At 73.7% G+C, this 19,979-nt stretch carries 20 protein-coding genes; 6 read left to right on the top strand and 14 right to left on the bottom strand.

What is annotated here, in order from left to right; all coding sequences use genetic code 11:
- Positions 1 to 30 precede the first annotated feature (30 nt).
- Complete coding sequence (locus ACH4J0_RS13405; RefSeq protein WP_396239427.1) at positions 31 to 423, bottom strand: ankyrin repeat domain-containing protein; 393 nt, start codon at positions 421 to 423, stop codon at positions 31 to 33.
- A 404-nt stretch (positions 424 to 827) separates the two neighbouring features.
- On the opposite strand from ACH4J0_RS13405, the gene ACH4J0_RS13400 reads away from it, so the two are divergent.
- The 3 genes from ACH4J0_RS13400 (at position 828) to ACH4J0_RS13390 (ending at position 3,404) form a co-directional block, all read left to right on the top strand.
- A complete protein-coding gene (locus ACH4J0_RS13400; RefSeq protein ID WP_380415173.1) occupies positions 828 to 1,022 on the top strand; it encodes a hypothetical protein in 195 nt (64 codons plus the stop codon).
- Between the two features lie 116 nt (positions 1,023 to 1,138).
- Positions 1,139 to 2,752, top strand: a complete 1,614-nt coding sequence (locus ACH4J0_RS13395) for a hypothetical protein (protein ID WP_396239425.1) — start codon at positions 1,139 to 1,141, stop codon at positions 2,750 to 2,752.
- A gap of 277 nt (positions 2,753 to 3,029) precedes the next feature.
- Positions 3,030 to 3,404 (top strand): RNA polymerase-binding protein RbpA, encoded by a 375-nt coding sequence (locus ACH4J0_RS13390; protein ID WP_030279777.1) that lies wholly within the window; start codon positions 3,030 to 3,032, stop codon positions 3,402 to 3,404.
- 84 nt (positions 3,405 to 3,488) lie between these two features.
- Here ACH4J0_RS13390 and fxsA read toward each other — a convergent pair whose 3' ends face one another.
- The 5 genes from fxsA to ACH4J0_RS13365 form a co-directional block, all read right to left on the bottom strand.
- Positions 3,489 to 4,067, bottom strand: a complete 579-nt coding sequence (gene fxsA / locus ACH4J0_RS13385; RefSeq protein ID WP_396239423.1) for an FxsA family membrane protein — start codon at positions 4,065 to 4,067, stop codon at positions 3,489 to 3,491.
- Between the two features lie 54 nt (positions 4,068 to 4,121).
- Positions 4,122 to 5,762 carry an apolipoprotein N-acyltransferase gene (gene lnt, locus ACH4J0_RS13380; protein ID WP_396239421.1) on the bottom strand — a complete coding sequence of 547 codons (1,641 nt, stop codon included), beginning with the start codon at positions 5,760 to 5,762 and terminating at the stop codon, positions 4,122 to 4,124.
- Between the two features lie 111 nt (positions 5,763 to 5,873).
- Complete coding sequence (locus tag ACH4J0_RS13375) at positions 5,874 to 6,332, bottom strand: N-acetyltransferase (RefSeq protein ID WP_396239419.1); 459 nt, start codon at positions 6,330 to 6,332, stop codon at positions 5,874 to 5,876.
- Between the two features lie 42 nt (positions 6,333 to 6,374).
- A complete protein-coding gene (locus ACH4J0_RS13370) occupies positions 6,375 to 7,982 on the bottom strand; it encodes an amidohydrolase (RefSeq protein WP_396239417.1) in 1,608 nt (535 codons plus the stop codon).
- Positions 7,983 to 8,013: 31 nt separating this feature from the next.
- Positions 8,014 to 8,454 carry an Lrp/AsnC family transcriptional regulator gene (locus tag ACH4J0_RS13365; protein WP_030058365.1) on the bottom strand — a complete coding sequence of 147 codons (441 nt, stop codon included), beginning with the start codon at positions 8,452 to 8,454 and terminating at the stop codon, positions 8,014 to 8,016.
- 231 nt (positions 8,455 to 8,685) lie between these two features.
- Between ACH4J0_RS13365 and ACH4J0_RS13360 the strand changes: the two genes are divergently transcribed.
- Positions 8,686 to 9,186, top strand: coding sequence for a hypothetical protein (locus tag ACH4J0_RS13360; protein WP_396239415.1), 501 nt, complete (start codon positions 8,686 to 8,688; stop codon positions 9,184 to 9,186).
- A 99-nt stretch (positions 9,187 to 9,285) separates the two neighbouring features.
- On the opposite strand, the gene ACH4J0_RS13355 is transcribed toward ACH4J0_RS13360, so the two are convergent.
- Complete coding sequence (locus tag ACH4J0_RS13355; protein WP_396239413.1) at positions 9,286 to 10,449, bottom strand: acyl-CoA dehydrogenase family protein; 1,164 nt, start codon at positions 10,447 to 10,449, stop codon at positions 9,286 to 9,288.
- A 264-nt stretch (positions 10,450 to 10,713) separates the two neighbouring features.
- Between ACH4J0_RS13355 and ACH4J0_RS13350 the strand changes: the two genes are divergently transcribed.
- Together ACH4J0_RS13350 and ACH4J0_RS13345 are read left to right on the top strand one after the other, a co-directional pair.
- Positions 10,714 to 11,334 carry a uridine kinase gene (locus tag ACH4J0_RS13350; RefSeq protein WP_396239499.1) on the top strand — a complete coding sequence of 207 codons (621 nt, stop codon included), beginning with the start codon at positions 10,714 to 10,716 and terminating at the stop codon, positions 11,332 to 11,334.
- Positions 11,335 to 11,719: 385 nt separating this feature from the next.
- A complete protein-coding gene (locus tag ACH4J0_RS13345; RefSeq protein WP_396239497.1) occupies positions 11,720 to 13,732 on the top strand; it encodes an AAA family ATPase in 2,013 nt (670 codons plus the stop codon).
- Positions 13,733 to 13,752: 20 nt separating this feature from the next.
- Here ACH4J0_RS13345 and ACH4J0_RS13340 read toward each other — a convergent pair whose 3' ends face one another.
- The 7 genes from ACH4J0_RS13340 to ribH all read right to left on the bottom strand — a co-directional run bounded on the left by ACH4J0_RS13340 (position 13,753) and on the right by ribH (position 19,959).
- Positions 13,753 to 14,739, bottom strand: a complete 987-nt coding sequence (locus ACH4J0_RS13340) for an NAD-dependent epimerase/dehydratase family protein (RefSeq protein ID WP_396239411.1) — start codon at positions 14,737 to 14,739, stop codon at positions 13,753 to 13,755.
- Between the two features lie 95 nt (positions 14,740 to 14,834).
- Positions 14,835 to 15,878: a hemolysin family protein gene (locus tag ACH4J0_RS13335; protein ID WP_396239409.1), complete on the bottom strand. Its 1,044-nt coding sequence runs from the start codon at positions 15,876 to 15,878 to the stop codon at positions 14,835 to 14,837.
- Positions 15,875 to 17,218, bottom strand: coding sequence for a hemolysin family protein (locus ACH4J0_RS13330; protein ID WP_396239407.1), 1,344 nt, complete (start codon positions 17,216 to 17,218; stop codon positions 15,875 to 15,877). Before ACH4J0_RS13330 ends, ACH4J0_RS13335 begins: the two co-directional genes overlap by 4 nt.
- Positions 17,219 to 17,514: 296 nt before the next feature.
- Positions 17,515 to 17,955: a PH domain-containing protein gene (locus ACH4J0_RS13325; protein WP_396239405.1), complete on the bottom strand. Its 441-nt coding sequence runs from the start codon at positions 17,953 to 17,955 to the stop codon at positions 17,515 to 17,517.
- A 208-nt stretch (positions 17,956 to 18,163) separates the two neighbouring features.
- Complete coding sequence (gene hisG / locus ACH4J0_RS13320; RefSeq protein ID WP_396239403.1) at positions 18,164 to 19,012, bottom strand: ATP phosphoribosyltransferase; 849 nt, start codon at positions 19,010 to 19,012, stop codon at positions 18,164 to 18,166.
- A 97-nt stretch (positions 19,013 to 19,109) separates the two neighbouring features.
- A complete protein-coding gene (locus tag ACH4J0_RS13315; RefSeq protein WP_030279806.1) occupies positions 19,110 to 19,382 on the bottom strand; it encodes a phosphoribosyl-ATP diphosphatase in 273 nt (90 codons plus the stop codon).
- A gap of 103 nt (positions 19,383 to 19,485) precedes the next feature.
- Positions 19,486 to 19,959, bottom strand: coding sequence for a 6,7-dimethyl-8-ribityllumazine synthase (gene ribH / locus ACH4J0_RS13310; RefSeq protein ID WP_396239401.1), 474 nt, complete (start codon positions 19,957 to 19,959; stop codon positions 19,486 to 19,488).
- Positions 19,960 to 19,979 lie beyond the last annotated feature (20 nt).

Here is a 19,979-nt window from a genome sequence, read left to right as displayed (position 1 = left end):
CGGCGCGCGGGGCGGGTCCGACGGCCGGAGTCAGCAGCCCTCGAAGCGGGCCAGCAGGTCGGTCTTCCCGAACATCGCGGCGGCGTCGACGGCGGACGGGACGCCGGCCCCGGGGTCGGCGCCGCCGGCGAGCAGGGCGTCGACGACGTCCGCGCTGCCCTTGAAGACGGCTCCGGCCAGCGGGGTCTGGCCCTTGTCGTTGGCGCGGTTCGGGTCGGCGCCGCGCTGCAACAGGGCTTCGACGGTGGCCGCGTGGCCGTGGTAGGCGGCGAGCATGACCAGGGTGTCGCCGCTGCCGTTGGTGAGGTCCGCGGAGACGCCCGCATCGACGGCGGTGGTCAGGGTCGCGGTGTCACCGGCCCGGGCGGCGTCGAAGAGCTTCCCGGCGAGCGCGATCACCTCGGCGTCGGGGGCATCGGTCATGGCGGACTGCCTTTCCAGAGGGCTGACGGAGGCGTGCGTACGGCACGGTAGCGGCCGCCGACGGACCGGGCCAGCCGGCGTCCGGAATCCGGATGACGGCCGCACCGGCACGGGACGCGGCACGACGGGCGGCCGCGCAGGCTGCGCGGCCGTTCGAGCGAACTTCCGGGACCCCCCGGAAACCTCCCACCCTGCCCCCGGGAATGCCTCGCGGCACCGGATCCACGCGACGTCCGTGCGGCACCGGGCCCCCACCCGTGCCGTACCGCACACCTCCCTCCGGCTTCCCGGCGGCATCGAACGGCAGAACCACCCATTTGCACCGTTCCATCATCTATTACTTTTTGTCACGATAAGGGAACTTTAAGTAACTCTGTCCCCCGCCCCCTCCCCGAGGAGCAGAAGTGATCCTCTCGATTTCCGGCATCGTCCTGTTCGGCACCATCGCCTTCCTGTTCTTCCGCAGGGACGGACTAAAGGTCTCCCACGCCGTCGTCTGCTCCCTCTTCGGCTTCTACGTCGCCGGCTCCTCCATCGCCCCGAGCATCACCGCGGGCAGCGCCAGCCTGGCGAGCCTGCTCGGCGGCATCAAGTTCTAGGCGCGCCGCCACTCCCCCCACCGGCCCGGGCGCGGATCCCACCGCCCCGGGCCCCGTCGTACCTCGAACAGTCCTCCTCCCACCCCACCCGTCCCACTCGACCGGGGAGTCACGGAATGCCGCTCCACCGCCACCTCGCCAAGGGCCGCGAGGTCGCCCGAACCGCCGGGGACCACGCCACCGACATGTTCGCCCCGCTCGCCGTGATCGGCCGCGGGCTGCGCCACCACGCCGGCTGGGCCAGGGACCACTGGCGGGCCACCCCCAAGGAGCGCCGCGGCCCGACGCTGTTCCTGTCCGGCGCGATGCTGATCGGCATCTACCTGCTGCCGCACGGCCTGCTGTTCGCGCTGGTCGCCCTGATGGCCAGCTCCGCATGGGCCGGCCGGGCCCCCAAGGCGGCGCCCGCCCCGCCCGCGCCCGACGTGGCCGACGTCAAACTCGGCGCCCTCTACTCGGCGCTCACCCCGTACCTGTGCGGCCCCGAGGACGCCAACCCGCTCTACCACTTCGAGGGCAGTTACAAGAACGCCTTCAGCTCCTGGGAGTTCGACGGCGAGGGCCGGCTCTCCCGCCTGGAGCTGAGCTACCCGGCGTACTTCACCGACACCGAGCCCACCGCCCGGGCCCGGATCGAACAGGTCGTCCAGGGCAAGGCCGGGCGGGCCCGGGAGTACCGCTTCGACTGGGACGAGGAGTCCAACCGGCTGCGGATCACCGCGCTCACCCCGCTACCCACCGACGTCGTCGCCCAGCGCTTCGTGGCCGCCCCCGGCGAGATCGTGCTCGGCTTCACCGACGAGGACGGCACCGCCCGCACCATCCCGGTCACCCGGGGCGGCATCATCACCCAGCAGCCGCCGGTGGTCTGGCGCACCGGCCCGCGCTCCTCCGAGCCCCACCTGCTGGCCCTCGGCGTCGCCGGCTACGGCACCTCCAGTCTGATCCGCTCGATCGCGCTCCAGGCCCTCCCGTACGCCGACCTGGTGGTGATCGACGGCGCCGGGACCGGGGAGCACGCCTGCCTGGTCAACCGGCCCGGCGTGCACACCGTGGAGACCAGCCTGCACGGCGCGCTGGCCGCGCTGACCTGGGCCGGCCAGGAGACCGAGCGCCGGCTCACCGCACTGAACGCCGCCCGGCACACCGGCGCCAGCGTGCCCGAGGACGTCACCCGGCCGCTGTGGCTGCTGCTGGACCACCCGACCGAGCTGGGGGAACTCGCCCACGCCGAGGGCCGCCCCGACCCGCAGGACCTGCTGGAGCTGCCGCTGCGGCACGGCCGGGCCGCCCGGGTCACCGTGGTGATCGCCGACGACGTCGAGGCCCGGGACCGGATCACCCCGACCGTCCACGCCACCACCCGGGCCCGGGTGCTGCTCGGCCCCGCCCGGCCCGAGGAGGGGCACGCCGCGCTCGGCGCCCCGCTGGACATCGTGCCCGCCGCCCAAGCCCCGGTGGGCCGCGGTTACGCCCGGATCGGCAACGGCACCCCGGTCCGGCTCCAGGTGCCGGCCACGGTCGACCCGCTCGACGAGGACGCCCCGGCCCGACTGCGGGAGGCCGTGATCGCCCTGCTGCCGCACCGCGACAGCCGGACCGAGGCCGCCCCCGCCGCACCGCCCCGCCCGGACCGCCCGCCGGTGGTCCAGTCCGACGCCGCCGCGCCCTCGCACCCGGTCGACCTCGGCAAGACCGAGCCGATGATCCGTTCCCGACCGATCTCCTGACCTCGCGGGACGCGGGGTCGGCGGCCGGCGCCGAATCCCTTCCCGGTAGGCTCGTCACAGAAAGTCCCCACGATCACCAGATGTGAAATAGGCGACACCTGGGGTGATATCACCGGCCAGATGTGACAAATCGGGCGCCGGTGGGTACAAACAGGGGCGGCACGACAGACGACGCATGTCCCGGGACGGGAATCTTCGTCGGAAGCCGAGCGTTGACCGAACGACGAAGAACAGCGACCACTAGTCCTGTGGGCCATAAGCCCGGGAGGCACGATTCATGAGCGAGCGAGCTCTCCGCGGCACGCGACTCGGGGCCACTAGCTACGAGACCGACCGTGGTATCGATCTGGCTCCCCGCCAGACCGTCGAGTACGCATGTCAGAACGGACACCGATTCGAGGTTCCTTTCTCGGTCGAAGCGGAGATCCCCCCGGTGTGGGAATGCCGCTTCTGTGGCCAGGAGGCGGCACTTCTCGACGGTGACGAGCCGGAGGAGAAGAAGGTCAAGCCCACGCGCACCCATTGGGACATGCTGATGGAGCGCCGGACGCGCGAGGAGCTGGAGGAGGTACTGGCCGAACGGCTGGCCGTGCTCCGCTCCGGTGGGATGAACCTCGCGGTGCACCCGCGGGACACCCGCAAGAGCGCCTGACACCACCTCGCTCCCGCCGCGAGCGGGAGGACGCGAAAAGGGACCCTGGTCACCAGGGTCCCTTTCGCGTTGTCCGGGGGAGGCTCAGCCGTTGAGCGGCGGGCGGTAGGTGGTGTCCGGGCCCTGCGGGCCGCGCGGGCCGGCCTCCGGGTCGACCACCTCGCCCTGGATCACCTTGCCGTCCGGGCGGTGGATGCGCAGCTGCTCCTGCAACCGCATCGCGTCCGCGAAGGGATCGGTGCCCGCGGCGGAGGAACCGCGCACCGCCTTGTCCGCGACCCGGCGGCCGACGGCCCGCCACAGCGCCCGGGTGGGCGGGAACAGCAGGGTCAGGGCGACCAGGTCGGACAGGAAGCCGGGGATGATCAGCAGCAGCCCGGCGAGCACGGTCATGCTGGTGCCGGTCTGCGGCTGCTGGGACTGCGGGTCCTTGCTCTGCTCGATCGCCGCAGACAGCGCCTTCAACCCCGCCCGCTTGATCAGCGAGCCGCCGATCAGCCCGCCGGCGATGAGCAGCAGCAGGACGGCGAAGCCGCCGAGCCAGGAGCCCACCAGGACCAGCAGCCAGATCTCCAGCACCAGCCAGGCGGTGATCAGCAGCGGCAGCGTCCTGCGGAGCCTGCTGCGCGGGACCGGACGGGCGGGGGTAGCTTGCTGGGTCACGGTACGAATCCACTCCAAGCGGTGCCTGCGCGCCGCACGGGAGGTCCGGGCCGGCTACGGCACCACCTGGTCCAACGATTCCCCGGCGGCCGGTGTTCCGGCCCCGGACTTACGGCGGCGGCCTACCAGGACGGCGGCGCCGCAGGCCAGCAGGCCTCCGACGGCCAGCGTCCACTCCGGGACGGCGCCGACGCGGTCGGCCACGGTGGTGCCGTCGCGCAGCGGGACGGTGGCGGACAGCTCGGCCGGGGTCAGCTCCGCGGTGCGCTGCTCGACGGTGCCGTCCGGGGCGATCACCGCGCTGATGCCGCTGGTGGCGGCGATCAGGACGGCCCGGCCGTGCTCGACCGCGCGCAGCCGGCTCATCGCGAGCTGCTGCTCGGGCTGGCCGGTCTTGGCGTAGGTCGCGTTGTTGGTCTGGACCACGAGGACGCGGGCGCCGCTGTCCACGGTGTCCCGGACGATCTCGTCGTAGGCCACCTCGAAGCAGATCACGTCGCCGATCTTCGCCGGGCCGAGCTGCATCACGCCGTTGTGGTCACCGGGGTAGAAGTCGCGGGCGACCCGCTGGAGGCGGGTGACCACCTTCATCAGCTCGGCGCGGAACGGCACGTACTCGCCGAAGGGGACGGGGTGCTGCTTGGTGTAGGCGGCGCCCGGGCCGGTGACCGGGTCCCAGACGATGCCCTCGTTCTGGACGTGCTGCGCGTCCGGGCCGTCCACCAGGGTGCCTACCAGGGTGGGTACGCCGACGGCCTTGACCGCTTCGTCGATGCGCTGACGGGCCAGCGGGTCGCCGAACGGGTCGAGGTCGGAGGAGTTCTCCGGCCAGATCACCACGTCGGGGCGCGGCAGCTTGCCGGCCTGGATATCGGCGGCCAGGCGTTCGGTGGCCGAGGCGTGGTTGTTGAGGACCATCATCGGGCGGCCGAGGAAGTCCATGCCCGGGTTGGGCACGTTGCCCTGGACGATGGCGACCTTGACGGTGTCGGCCGCGGCGGTGGGCACCGGGACGAGGTAGCCGGCCAGCAGCGCGGCCACCGCGCCGAGCGCCGCCAGCGCGGCCGCCTTCGGCGCTCCTCCCGGCCCGCGCAGGCGCAGCGCGGCCCAGGCCAGCAGGGTGCCGGAGAGCGCGACGGCGAAGGTCACCAGCGGCGCGCCGCCGAGGGCTGCCAGCGGGGTGTAGGGGGTGGCGGTGTTGGCGAAGGCGAGCCGGCCCCAGGGGAAGCCGCCGAGCGGCAGCCGGTCGCGCGCCCACTCCTGGGTGACCCACAAGGCGGCCGCCCACAGCGGCCGGCCGGGCAGCCGGGAGGTGAGGGCCAGCGCGCCGCCGAGCAGGGCCAGGAACAGCGCCTCGACGACCGACAGGCCGACCGTGGCGTCCCAGCCGACCACCCGCAGCCAGCTGAGCAGCATCAGGAAGAACGGCAGGCCGAAGGCGAAGCCCGTCCAGGCGCCCTGGCGGAAGGTGCGGCCGCGGGTGAGCAGCGAGAGCGCGGCGACGCCGAGCAGAGACAGCGGCCACAGGTCGTAGGGCGGGAAGGCGAGCGCGAGCAGCAGGCCGGCCAGCACGGCGAGGCCCGTGCGCGGCAGCCCGGCGCGGACCTTGGCGAGCGCGCGAGCGACGCGGCCGGGCTGCGGGGCCGGGTCCTGCGGCTCGGGAGCGGTCCCGGACCGCTCCTGGGTGACGGGCATGGCCACCGGCGCACCATCTTCCTGGGGCTTGCTGTTCGGACGCTGTGCGAAGAAGGTACCCCGGAATGTCGGAGCGGCGTGAGGTGAGGGTGGTAGCGCCCGTCCGGGCGGTCAGCGCTCGGCGTAGACGAAGCGTCCCAGCGGCCAGTGGGTGGTGAGCCAGGCGGAGACCGCGCGGTACAGCGAGGTGTCCAGCTCGGTGCGGTCGGCGCGGACCCAGGAGCTGACCGAGACGACGGACGGGTCCTCGCGGTCCGGGTAGACGTAGACGCAGCCGATCACCTCGTCGCGGTCCGGCTCCAGGACGGTGTAGGTGAAGCCCCTGCGGGCCTCGAAGTCGGCGGCGTGGCGGCGCAGGTCGGCGAGGTTGCGCTCCAGGGGCATGCCGTCGACGGGCGGCCAGCCGCGGCCCGCCCAGCCGGGGGTGGCGCGGATGTGCTCGATGCTGCTCGTCCAGGCGGCGTGGTCGGAGGCGTTGTGCTGCTCGCCCAGGGGTTCCAGGCGGAACTCCGGGGCGAGCAGCTCGCGCGGGACGGTGAAGTCGGCGGGTACCAGCGGGTCGGTCGTCATGCTGGTCAACCTATGAGGCACCGGCCCGCGCCCTCATCCGATTTACCGCTCGTACACGGTGCGGCCGCGGACCACCGTGCGCAGGCAGACCGGCAGTTCACGGCCCGGGGTGAGGTCGGGCAGGCCGGGGGTGCCGGAGCGGGGGTCGGTGGACCAGCCGGCCACCCGGGAATCGGGGGCCTGGACGACCAGCTCGTCGGCGGCCCAGATCGCGTAGTTGGCGACCGCGCCGGGCACCAGCACGCCGTCCTGGTCACGGCCGATCGCGCGCCAGCCGCCGCGGGTGTGGGCGGTGAAGGCGGCGCGGACGGAGATCCGGTGCTCCAGGGTCTGGTGGAAGGCCGCGGCGCGGACGGTGCCCCAGGGGTCGAGCGGGGTCACCGGGGCGTCCGAGCCGAAGGCCAGCGGGACGCCGGCCCGCAGGAGCGCGGCGTACGGGTTGAGGCCCGCGGCCCGTTCGGCGCCCAGGCGCTGGACGTACATGCCGTCCGGGCCTCCCCAGGCGGCGTCGAAGGCGGGCTGGACGGAGGCGGTCAGGCCGAGCTCGGCGAAGGCGGCGATGGCCTTGTCGTCCAGGGCCTCGGCGTGTTCGACGCGGTGGCGCAGCGCCCTGACCCGGTCGGCGCCGACCCGCTCGCCCGCGGCGCGCACACCCTCGATCACGGCGGCGACGGCCGCGTCGCCGATGGCGTGGAAGCCGGCCTGCAGTCCGGCCCCGGTGCAGGCGGCGACGTGGTCGGCGACCTGCTCGGCGGTCAGGTAGGCGGTGCCGGTGTGCTCGGCGTCGGCGTAGCTGGCGTGCAGGCAGGCGGTGTGCGAGCCGAGCGCGCCGTCCACGAAGAGGTCGCCGCCGGCGCCCACCGCGCCGAGCCTGCGGGCGGTCTCGATGCCGCCCAACTCGCCCCAGTAGCCGAAGACTTCGGGACCTTCACCGTCGGCGGCCAGGGCCAGCAGGGCGGTCAGGTCGGCCTCGGAGGAGATCTCCGGGCCCGCGCACTCGTGCAGGGCGCCGATGCCGAGTTCGGCAGCGCGGGTGAGGGTGGCGCGCTGGGCGCGACGGCGCTGCTCGGGAGTGAGGTGGGCGAGCGCGGTCCGCCGGACGGCGTGGTGGGCGTCCTTGGTGAGCGGGCCCTCGGCGTCGTGGCCGGGCCGCTCGGCGAGGCCCTCGGTGAGGGTGCGCAGCGCGGTGGTGGCGAGCGCGGAGTGCACGTCGGTGCGGGAGAGGTAGAGCGCGGCGCCGCGGGCGGCGTCGTCGAGTTCGGCGAGCGTGGGCGGGCGGCCCTCGGGCCAGCCGGTCTCGTCCCAGCCGTGGCCGATCAGCACGCCACCGGTCTCCGGCCGGGCCTCGACGAAGGCGGTGACGGCGGCCAGGGCGGCGGCCAGCGAGGGGCTGCCGGTGAGGTCGAGGCCGGTGAGCGCCAGTCCGGTGGCGGTGGCGTGCACGTGGGCGTCGACGAAGGCGGGGGTGACCAGTGCGCCGTCCAGCTCGACGATCTCGTCGGCGATGGTGGCGTACGCCTCGGCGGCACCGTCGCTGCCGACCCAGGCGATGTGCCCGCCCTCCACGAGCATCGCGGTGGCGAAGGGGTCGGCGGGGCTGTAGACGGCGCCGCCGCGCAGCAGGACGGTCCGGGGGGTGCGTTCGGTCATGCCGCTAAGTCTGCACCCCTCCCGTTCCTGGTCAGAGCTTCGGGGGTCGGGCCTCGTAGGGGGTGGAGAGGACGACGGTGGTGCGGGTGGAGACTCCGGCGGCGCTGCGGATGCGGGCGAGCAGGTCCTCCAGGTCACCGGGGGCTCCGACGCGCACCTTGAGGATGTAGTTCTCGTCCCCGGCGACGCTGTGGCAGGCCTCGATCTCGGGCAGGCCGGCCAGTCTGTCCGGGGTGTCGTCGGGGGCGCTGGGATCGAAGGGCTTGACCGAGATGAACGCGGTCAGTGCCAGGTCGACGGCGTCGGGGTCGATGATCGCGGTGTAGCCGCGGATCACCCCGCGCTGTTCGAGGCGGCGCACCCGCTGGTGCACGGCCGAGGTGGACAGGCCGGTGGCCTTGCCCAGGTCCGTGTAGCTCATCCGGCCGTCCTCCAGGAGCAGCTGGACGATGCGTTGGTCTAGATCCTCCACAGTGCGCAAACCTACCGGGTCGGAGACACGGGGGGCGCACGGAAGTAGCACGGGGTGGGATCGCAGGTGTCACACGGGCATGTGCCGGGTGAATGTGGCGGACGGTGTGGCCAAGGACACAACCCGGTGCATCACGGTGCGCAACTCCGCAGGGTTATGAGCCCGAACGGGAGGGAAGTGCTGGTTGTGGCCCTGAGCGACCACGCCGGGCCCGATCCTAGGGGGATCCTCATGCCTGCTACTGACCAGCGCGTGCTGGCCGCCGACGAGACCGACGATATGACCGGCCGCGACGACCTCGCGGTCGACCACGCGCCGGGCACCGACCCCGGCGAGGCCGAGACCTGGGACATCTTCCGGGTCCACTGCCCCGAGTGCCGTCGCCCGATCGCCCTCGTGGCGGACGAGGAGCGGCTTCCGCAGCACGCGCTGCTGCCCACCGCCTGGAACCCCTTCGCCCCCGCGATCTGCCCCGGTTCGGGCACGCCGACCGACGACCTGGCCGAGGTGGAGGCGCCCGAGGACGCCGAACCGTCCGGGCTCGGCGCGCTGTTCAAGCTCCCGAGCGAGCTCGACTGGCGCACCCAGCCGTTCTCGCACGCGCTGGTGCACCGCCCGGTGCGCGGTGCGACGGCCGTCGCCGCCGTCCCGGCCAGGGCTGGGCGGGCGGTGGCCACGGCGGCGTCGCTGGCCACCATCCCGGAGCAGCGGCGGCAGCTCGCACGGCGCTGACTCCCGCCATCGGCAAGCCTGTCGACGTTTCGTCAAAATCGCCTCCGGCCGTCACTCCGCACCCTGGAGTGACGGCCGGAGGCCGTATCGGGGAGGGCCTCAGCCCTTCGTGAGGTGGCGGCCGATCACCAGGCGCTGGATCTGGTTGGTGCCCTCGACGATCTGCAGCACCTTGGCCTCGCGCATGTAGCGCTCGGCCGGGAAGTCCTGGGTGTAGCCGTAGCCGCCGAGCACCTGGACGGCGTCGGTGGCCACCCTCATCGCCGCGTCGGTGCAGAACAGCTTGGCCATCGCCGCCTCCTTGGAGAACGGGCGGCCCGCGTCGCGCAGCCGGGCGGCGGCGAGGTAGAGCGAGCGCCCGGCCTCGATCTGGGTGGCCATGTCGGCGAGCATGAAGGACAGGCCCTGGAACTCGGCGATCGGGCGGCCGAACTGGCGCCGGGTTCGCGCGTAGTCGACCGCGAGGTCGAGCGCGGCCTGCGCGACGCCGACGGCACAGGCGGCGATGCCGAGACGGCCGGAGTCCAGTGCGGCCAGCGCGATCTGGAAACCCTGGCCCTCCTCGCCGACCAGCCGCTCGCGGGGGACCCGGGCGCCGTCGAAGTGCAGCTGGGCGGTCGGCGAGGAGCGCATGCCCATCTTGTGCTCCGGCGGCGCGGCCGACAGGCCCTGCTGGGTGCCGGGGACCAGCAGGCAGCTGATGCCCTTGGGGCCCTCGGCGCCGGTGCGCACCAGGGCGCTGTAGAAGTCGGCCTGGCCGCCGTGGGTGATCCACGCCTTGGTGCCGTTGACGACGTACTCCTCGCCGTCCAGGTCGGCGCGGGTGCGCAGGGCGGCCGCGTCCGAGCCGGACTGCGGCTCGGAGAGGCAGTAGGCACCGAGCTGTTCGCCGGAGAGCATGGCGGGCAGCCACTTCTCGCGCTGCTCCTCGCTGCCGAAGGTGGCCAGCGCGTGGCAGGACAGGGTGTGCACGCTGACGCCGAGGCCGACGGCCAGCCAGCCGGACGCGAGCTCCTCCAGGACCTGGAGGTACACCTCGTAGGGCTGCTCGCCGCCGCCGTACTTCTCGTCGTACGGGAGGGACAGCAGGCCGGCCTCGCCGAGGGTGCGGAAGACCTCCCGGGGGAAGCGGCCGGCGGCCTCGTCCTCCGCCGCGCGCGGCTGGAGCTCGCGCTGGACCAGGTCCCGGGTGAGGCTCAGCAATTCGCGGGCCTCCTCGCTGGGCAGCTGGCGCTCCACGGCTTTCACGGGGGAGGGGGTCATGGCGGGGGTCGCCTCCTCGATCGGGCGCCGGCCCGGGGTGGCGGGGTCCGGCGCGGGTGTGGCAGGTCGGCCCGACCGGGCACCGGGTTGCGGTGAACGGCCGTTCACAGGCGTGGCGAAGGCGAGTATGCCCGAAAGCCGGGTCGGCGTCACGACCAGCACAGATGAACTGTCCGCAGTGGTGGGCTACGGCACCGTAGGGTTGACGTTGTGGCTGCATCCGGAACCGCCTCCTCCCCTCGCCCGTCCGCTCCCGGCGACGCACTGACCGGGCCCGACGCGCTCGGCGTGCTCGCCGCCGAGCTGCGCGCGCTACCGCCGTCCTGCGGGCCGGTGCGGCTGGTCGCGGTGGACGGGCACGCCGGCTCCGGCAAGACCACCTTCGCCGGACGGCTGGCGGCGGCGCTCGGCGGTGCGCCGGTGGTGCACCTGGACGACCTGGCCACCCACGCCGAACCCTTCGAGTGGACCGGGCGGCTGCGCGCACAGGTGCTGGGGCCGCTGGCGGCCGGCCGGGACGCCGAGCACCGGGTCTACGACTGGACGCTGCGCCGCTTCGCGGGCACCGCCCGGGTGCCGCTCGCCCCGGTGGTGCTGGTGGAGGGGGTCGGCGCGGGGCGCCGAGAGGTCCGGCCGTGGCTGGCCCGGGTGATCTGGATGGAGCTGGAGGCCGCCGCGGCCCGCCGGCGGGGCGAGCAGCGGGACGGGCCGGAACTCGCCGGGTTCTGGGCCGGTTGGGCCCGCGCGGAGGCGGCGCACTTCGCCGCCGACCCGAGCCGTCCGTACGCCGTGACCCGGGTCGACGGGGTGACCGGGCGGATCCTGCCGGGCACCGTCGGTGAACCTTCAACTAGCCCCTTGACCTGCGACATCACCAGGACCTAGGTTCTCCTCAGCCGCCGGAACCCACCGTTCCGGCGTCTCGGACCCGGCGCCCCCGGCTTGTTCCCCCGTGAGCCGGGGGCGCCGTCCGGTCCCCTCCACCACCCCTCCCGGTCAGCGGTGTTTCGGCCATCCGCCCGCTCAACGGCCGTGCGCACGATCGCATTTGGCCCTGTACGGCACCCTTCCGGATCAGCCCCGCGCCGGTACGATTCCCGTAGGCGCACATGCGCCCCGGGGCTTCCGACCACCGGCCCGGCTGCGCGCTGCGATCCGTCGGCCGGGCCCCGGGGCCACACCGCGGGGGGCGTGAGTGACGACGGTGGACAGTTCCGACAGCACGGCGGGCGGCCCGGACCGGCTCGCCGACCGGGCCTGGCTGCGCGCCATGGACGCCTACACGGCGGGCGCCTACACCCGCGCCGAGGAGGAGTTCCGGGCGGCCGTCCGGCTGGACCCGGGCATGGCCGACGCCTGGCTCGGACTACACGCGCTGCGCAGCGACACCTCGGCGGCCCTGCTGTCCATGTACCGCAACCAGAAGCGCTTCGGCGAGCAACGGCGGCTGCACCGGCGCCCGCTCAGCTCCTGGTACTGGCTGGGCTGGTGGGTGCAGCCGGTGCTGGAGGACGCCCGCGACCTCGCGCTGGCGCACGCCTCGCACTGGCTGGACGGTCGCCACCTGGCCGAGCTGGACCGGGCGCTGGAGCAGTGCCCGGCGCCCGGCGAGGACCCGTCCGCGCAGTTCCTGTACGCCTGCCGGTCCTATCTGCTCAAGGACTGGGAGCAGTTGATCCGGGACACCGACCGGCTGCTGGACGACCCGCTGCTGGGCATCGAGGCCGGGCTGTTCGCCGGCATGGCCCGGGTGCGGCTGGACATGTGCGCGCAGGCCCAGGGCCCGCTGGCCGCCTCGCTGGCCCGCTGCCGCTCCGAGCAGCCGCAGCGCAAGGAGCTGCGCTACTGGCTGGCCCGGGCGTACGAAGGCGCCGGGCGCAGCGCGGCGGCGCTGCCGCTGTACCGGGCGGTGCACCGGGCGGACCCGGCGTTCATGGACACCTCGGCCCGGCTGGCGGCCATCTCGGCGGAGGACGCGCTCGCGGACGGGCTGCTGGCGGGCGGGCGCTCGGGCGGGCCGGACGCCGTCGGGCCGGACGCTTCGGGGCCGGACGTCGTGGGACTGGACGACGCCGGGCTCGACGACGCCGGGCTCGACGACGCCGGGCTCGACGACGCCGGGGCGGGCGGCGACCAGGCGTACCAGGACGATCCGGGGCGCGTCGAAGGTCCGCCCTGCGAAGCCGGATCCGGCCCCGGGCCCGCACCCGCCGGCGGCGGGCCGTCGGTGGACGCCACGCTGGTGGACGGCCCGCTCGCCGGACCGGAGCCGGACGCCGCCGCCCCGACGGACGGCGCGCCGCAGGCGGCCGGCGAGCGCTCCGGCTCGGGTGCCCCGGCCGGGCCTGCCGGGCCCCTGCCGCTCCCGGTGCGCGGAGAGGCGCAGCCCCGTACCGCTCCCCCGCCGGCGCCCCGACCCGAGGGTGACGAACGGGAGTTGGACGCGGCGCTGGCCGAACTCTCGCTGATGGTGGGGCTGGAGCCGGTCAAGCGCCAGGTGCGGGCGCTCTCCGCCCAGTTGAGGATGTCCCGGCTGCGGGCCGAGCAGGGGCTGCCGGTCCAGCCTCCGAAGCGGCACTTCGTCTTCTCCGGCCCCTCCGGCACCGGCAAGACCACCGTGGCGCGGATCCTCGGCCGGGTCTTCCACGCCCTCGGGCTGCTCTCCGGGGACCACCTGGTGGAGGCCCAACGCGCCGACCTGGTGGGCGAGTTCCTCGGCCAGACCGCCGTCAAGGCGAACGAGCTGATCGACTCCGCACTGGACGGCGTGCTGTTCATCGACGAGGCGTACAGCCTCTCCAACTCCGGTTACACCAAGGGCGACGCGTACGGCGACGAGGCGCTCCAGGTGCTGCTGAAGCGGGCCGAGGACAACCGGGACCGGCTGGTGGTGATCCTGGCCGGCTACCCAGAGGGGATGAACCGGCTGCTCGCCACCAACCCCGGCCTCAACTCCCGCTTCACCACCAGGGTCGACTTTCCCAGCTACCGCCCGAACGAGCTGACCGCGATCGGTGCGGCGCTGGCCGGCCGGGACGGCGACGGCTGGGACGAGGACGCGGCGGAGGAACTGGCCAGCATCTGCACCCACGTGGTGCGCGAGGGCTGGATCGACGAGCTGGGCAACGGCCGGTTCATCCGCACCCTGTACGAGAAGTCCTGCGCCTACCGGGATCTGCGGCTGTCACTGCTGCGCGTGCCGCCGGGCCGGGAGGACCTGGCGACCCTGCGGCTTCCGGACCTGGTGCAGGCGTACGGGGAGCTGATCGACGGCCGGAGCTGACGTCGACTCCCCGCCGGCGCTCAGCCCTTGAGCAACTCCGCCTCCCGCTCGGGGTCGAGCCCGACGTTCGGCCGGTCGGCGCGCTGCGGGGCCTCGCCGCCGATCGAGCGCAGCCAGGCCCAGGTGTCCTCGACCGTCTCGGCGACCGGGCGGCAGCGCAGCCCGGCGGCGACGGCCCGGGCGGCCGAGGCGCCGTGCAGGAAGTCGCACAGCTCGCCGGGCGCCAGCCAGATCGGCAGTTCCGTCCACGGCTGCACGCCCGCCGCCACGATCCGCTCCGGGTCGGTCCAGCGCAGTTCGGCGTCCGAGCCGGTGGCCCGGACGCAGGCCTCCAGCAGCCCGGCCATGGTGGTGTGGCCGGCCGGGCTGACCACGTTGTACGGGCCGCTCAGCCGGGCCGCCACCGCGTCCAGGGTCCAGGCGGCGAGGTCACGGCCGTCGATGTACTGCAGCGGCAGGTCGCGCGGCCCGGGGGCGAGCACCGGGCCACCGCGGGCGATCCGGTTCAGCCACCAGGGCAGTCGGCCGATGTCCTCGTACGGGCCGAGGATCAGCCCGGCGCGGACCAGCAGGGCGCTCCCGCCGTACTCCTCCTCCAGGGCCAGTTCGGCACCGCGCTTGGCCTCGGCGTAGGGCACCTCGCCGGTGAGGTCCGGGGACGCCGGCACCACCGGGGCCGTCTCGTCGGCCCCCACGCGCAGCGGGTGGTCGTACACCGAGCGGCTGGAGACGTACGCGTAGTGGCCGACCCGGCCGTTCAGCCGCCGGGCGCTGTCGCGCACCGCCGCCGGGGCCCAGGACCAGGTGTCCACCACCGCGTCCCACTCCTCCGTGCCCAGCGCCGCGAGGCCGTCCTCGGCGGTGCGGTCGCCCAGCAGCACCCGCACGCCCCCGGGGGCGGGCTGCGTGCCGCGGTTGAGTGCCGTCACCTCCCATCCCCTGGCCAGCGCCTCCTCGGCGACGGCACGTCCGACGAACTTCGTTCCACCCAGCAGCAGCAGTCTCATGCCGACCACCCTCCTCCGAGGACGGCCGGCACGGGAACCGCTGCCTGCTGTGGGCAGAATCGCCGTCGGCGAACGTCGGATGACGGTGGTCCGGCTCAGTTCGTCCGGTGGTCGGGGTCGTGCATCTCGCCGACCAGCTCCTCCAGGACGTCCTCCAGCATGACCACGCCGATCGTGCGGCCGTCCTGGTCCAGCACGGCGGCCAGGTGGCAGGCGGCCCGGCGCATCGCACCGAGGGCGTCGTCCAGCGGGAGGCTGCCCCGCAGCACCGTGATCGGCCGCCACAGCCGGGCCGGGACGGGCGCCGCCTGGTCCTCCACGTCGAGGATGTCCTTGAGGTGGAGGTAGCCCAGGTAGCCGTGGCCCGCCGGGTCGCCGTCGGTGACCGGGAAGCGCGAGAAGCCGGTGCGCAGGGCGAGCTCCTCGACCTCGGCGGCGGTCGCCTTCGGGTCCACGGTGACCAGCTGCTCGGGCGGCAGCAGCACGTCGGTGACCGGGCGGCGGCCCAGCTCCAGGGCGTCCTCCAGGCGCTCCTGGCGGTCCTCGTCGAGCAGGCCGGCGTCCCGGGAGTCGACCAGCAGGTACATCAGCTGCTCGGTGGTGAAGACCGACTCGACCTCGTCCTTGGCCTCGACCCGGAACAGCCTCAGCACGCCGTTGGCGAAGGCGTTGAGCAGCCGGATCACCGGGGTGAGCCAGCGGGCCAGCCGGTCCAGCGGCGGGCCGAGCCAGAGCGCGGCCCGCTCCGGGCCGGCCATGGCCATGTTCTTCGGCACCATCTCGCCCATCACCATGTGCAGGAACACCACGACGGCGAGCGAGATCCCGTACGAGAGCGGGTGCATCAGACCGGACGGGACGCCGATAGCGTGGAACGGGCCCTCCAGCAGGGCGGCGATGGTCGGCTCGGCGAGCGCACCGAGGCCCAGCGAGCAGACCGTGATGCCGAGTTGGGCGGCGGCCAGCATCGCGGAGACGTTGGACAGCGCGTGCAGCACGGTGCGGGCGCGCCGGTGCCCGGCCTCGGCGAGCGGCTCGATCTGGCTGCGGCGCACCGAGACGACGGCGAACTCGGCGCCGACGAAGAAGGCGTTGCCGAGCAGGAGCAGCGCGGCGAGGAGCAGTTGCACGACGGTCATCGGACGTCCTCCCCGCCCTCGCCGAAGAGCCCGGGCGCGCTGGTGCGCTCCACCCGGACCTGGCTGGTGCGGTGCCGGTCGACGCCGGTCACGGTGAGCCGCCAGCCGGGCAGCTCGGCCTGCTCGCCCACCTCGGGGAGCTTGCCGAGCAGGTCGGCGACCAGACCGGCCAGGGTCTCGTACGGGCCGTCCGGGGCGTTCAGGCCGATCGCCTCCAGCTGGTCGAGCCGGGCGCGGCCGTCCGCCATCCAGACGGGCACGCCGTCGACGGCCGGCAGCGGGAGCAGGTCGGGGTGGTCGGCCGGGTCGTGCTCGTCCTGCACCTCGCCGACGATCTCCTCGACGATGTCCTCGACGGTGACGACACCGGCGGTGCCGCCGTACTCGTCGACCACGATGGCCATCGGCTGGAGGCGGCGCAGCTGGTCGAGCAGCCGCTCGGCGGGCAGGGTCTCGGGCACCAGCAGCGGCGGCGAGGCCAGCTCGGCGACCCGCACCTGGCCGCGCCGGGCGGCCGGGACGGCGAGCGCGTCCTTGAGCGTCACGATGCCGGTGACCTCGTCCACGGTGTCGGCGTAGACCGGGAAGCGGGACAGGCCGGTGGCCCGGGTGAGGTTGATGACGTCGGAGGCGGTGGCGTCGTGCTGGAGGGCGGAGACGTCGACCCGCGGAGTCATCACCGACTCGGCGGTGAGGTCGCCGAGGCCGAGGGTGCGGACGAACAGGGTCGCCGACTCCTCGTCTATCGCACCGGCCCTGGCCGAGTGCCGGGCCAGCGAGACCAGCTCGGCCGGGGTGCGGGCGTGCTCCAGCTCCTCCTGCGGCTCGATGCCGAAGGCCCGGACCGTACGGTCGGCGGCGCCGTTCAGGAAGCTGATCAGCGGGCGGCAGGTGAAGGAGAAGGCCATGTGCGGAGCGGCGACCGCGCGGGCCACCTGGAGCGGGCGGGAGATCGCCCAGTTCTTCGGGACCAGCTCGCCGATCACCATCTGGACGACCGTGGCCAGCACCATGCCGACCACCACGGCGGCGCCGCGGGTGGCCGAGTCGGGCACCCCGATGCCCGACATCACGGGCTGGAGCAGGGTCGACAGGGCCGGCTCGGCGAGCATGCCGACCACCAGCGAGGTGACGGTGATGCCGAGCTGGGCGCCGGAGAGTTCGAAGGAGAGGTGCCGCAGGGCCCTGGCCACCCGGCCGGACTTGGCGTCGCCGCTCTCGGCGGAGCGTTCCACCGCACCGCGGTCGGCGGTCACGAAGGCGAACTCGGCGGCCACGAAGAGGCCGTTGGCGAGGATCAGGAGAACGGCTGCGAGCAACAGCAGCCAGGCGGTGATCACAGTGCCGCCTGCCTTCCGGGGGCCGGAAGCGAGGCGGCGCAGGTACTACCGGACGGATCGTCCATCGAGGGGGTGTGTCACTCCTCAGGTCGCTCGAAGCGCGAATCGGTTCGAGTGGGGTCGTTTGCGGGCAGGGCCGAAGTTTTGCCCCGCTTTTACCAGCGTAGACCATACCGGAGTGACGTTAGGAAGCGTGTTCGGACCCGCCGGGGCCGTTGGGCCCACGCGGTGCCGGGGTGGTCGGGCCCACGGGTGCCGGGGCCGTTGGGCCCACGCGGTGCCAGGGCCGCGCGCCGTCAGACCTGGGCGTGGTGCTCGACCAGGTCGCGCAGCGCGCGGGCGTCCGCGATCGCCTGGGCCTTGCCGACGCCGGACTGGATGCCCACCGCGGCGAGCGAGGTGCCGTCGGCCAGGTCGAGGGTGGCCCACGGGTCGCCCTGGCGGAAGTTGACCCGGACGATCTCGGCCCAGGCCAGGCGGCGGCTGCGGACGAAGTTGACCACCGTCACGCCCTCCGCGTCGGCGCTCACCCGGGGGCGGGCCAGCATCAGGCCCGCGCAGGCGAACAGCACGCCGCTGGCGACCATCATGATCCGGTCGTTGAGCTGCCAGCTCGCCGGGAGCAGCACGGCCAGCACGGCGAACAGCACCACCAGCACGGCGCAGACCGGCAGCAGCACCACGCGGGTGCGGCGGGGTGCCCAGGTGACGGGGAACTCGACGGGTGGCGTGGACACGTGGGGTCTCCGGTGGTTCTGGGTCCGGTGGGTGCCGGGTTCGGCGGGTGCCGCCTTCGGTGGGCTCCGGCTTCGGCGGGTTCCGGTTCGCGACAGCACGGGGGCGGGGACACCGGTCGGCGTCCCCGCCCCATTGAACCGTTCTTTACCCGCGGATGTGCGCGCGGGTCGTGCCAGCGAGTCGCGCGAGCCGTGTCGTGCGAGCAGGTCAGAGGCGGCAGGCGTGGATGTTGGTGACCAGGATCGCCCGGGCTCCGATGCCCCACAGGTCGTCCATGATCTGCTGGGCCTCCTTGCGGAGCACCATCGAGCGGACGGCCACCCAGCCCTCGGTGTGCAGCGGGGAGACGGTCGGCGACTCCAGGCCGGGGGTGAGCGCGACGGCGGCGCTGACCTTCTCGGCACGGATGTCGTAGTCCATCAGCACGTAGCGGCGGGCCACCAGCACGCCCTGAAGACGGCGCAGGAACTGCTCCACCCGGGCGTCCTGCCCCGCGCCCTTGGGGCGGATCACCACGGCGTCCGAGATCAGGATCGGCTCGCCGAACACCTCCAGGCCGGCGTTGCGCAGGCTGGTGCCGGTCTCCACCACGTCGGCGATCACGTCGGCGACGCCCAGCTGCACCGCGGTCTCCACCGCGCCGTCCAGCTTGGTGACCGTCGCCTTCACCCCGTGGTCGGCGAGGTGCTGCTCGACCAGGCCGGTGTAGGAGGTCGCGATGCGCAGGCCCTCCAGGCCCTGCACGTCCTTGACGTCCACACCTTCGGGGCGGGCGAAGCGGAAGGTCGACCCGGCGAAGCCGAGGGCGAGCACCTCCTCCGCGTTGGAGTGCGAGTCCAGCAGCAGGTCGCGGCCGGTGATGCCGACGTCGAGGCGGCCGGAGCCGACGTAGACGGCGATGTCGCGCGGGCGGAGGAAGAAGAACTCGACCTCGTTGTTGGGGTCGACGAGCACCAGCTCCTTGGGATCCTTCCGCTGGCGGTAGCCGGCCTCATGGAGCATCTCCGCCGCGGGACCCGAGAGAGAACCCTTGTTGGGGACGGCGATGCGCAGCATGGGAGGGTGCTTCCTTACCTGTAGGGAGGATGTGCTCGGGGAGCCGGAGGTCGTTTGGGCCGGGGTCGTTTCGGCCGGGGTGCCCGGCCGGGGTGTTCTAGAGGTATTTGTAGACGTCGTCGAGCGTCAGCCCGCGGGCGATCATCATCACCTGAAGGTGGTACAGGAGCTGCGAGATCTCCTCCGCCGTCTGCTCGTCCGACTGGAACTCGGCGGCCATCCAGACCTCGGCGGCCTCCTCGACGACCTTCTTGCCGATCGAATGGACGCCCTGCTGGACGAGCTGGGCGGTGCGGGAGGACGAGGGGTCGCCGGTGGCGGCCTTCTGCTGGAGCTCGGCGAAGAGCTCCTCGAATGTCTTCGAAGCCATGATGGGACTCACCATACGGCGTGCGGGCAGACGGGCGGTAAACGGTCCCGGACCGTGGACGGTCGCGTCGACCACCGCGGGCCGGGACCGGGCACCCGTGCGCTCAGGTGAGGTCGCGTAGAGCCACCGCGGTGGCGACGGCGGCGGTGACGGCCTCGTGGCCCTTGTCCTCGGCGGAGCCCGGCAGACCCGCACGGTCGAGCGCCTGCTCCTCGTTGTCGCAGGTCAGCACTCCGAAGCCGACCGGAACGCCGGTGTCAACGCTGACCTGGGTGAGGCCTGCGGTGGCCGCCTGGCAGACGTAGTCGAAGTGCGGGGTTCCGCCGCGGATCACGACGCCGAGGGCGACCACGGCGTCGTAGCCGCGCTCGGCGAGGCGCTTGGCGGCGACCGGCAGCTCGAAGGTGCCGGGGACGCGCAGGACTGTCGGCGCGGCGACGCCCAGCTCCTTGAGCGCGCGGTGGGCGCCGTCCAGCAGGCCGTTCATCACCTGGTCGTGCCACTGGGCGGCGACGACCGCGACCTTGAGGTCGGCGGCGCCGTCGATGGTCAGCTCGGGGGCTCCGTGGCCGCTCATGTTCGTGTTTCCGTTCTGTC

This window comes from Kitasatospora sp. NPDC017646 (assembly GCF_044329365.1).
Classification (GTDB): Bacteria; Actinomycetota; Actinomycetes; order Streptomycetales; family Streptomycetaceae; genus Kitasatospora.
This window is presented reverse-complemented; position numbering and strand designations above follow the sequence as displayed.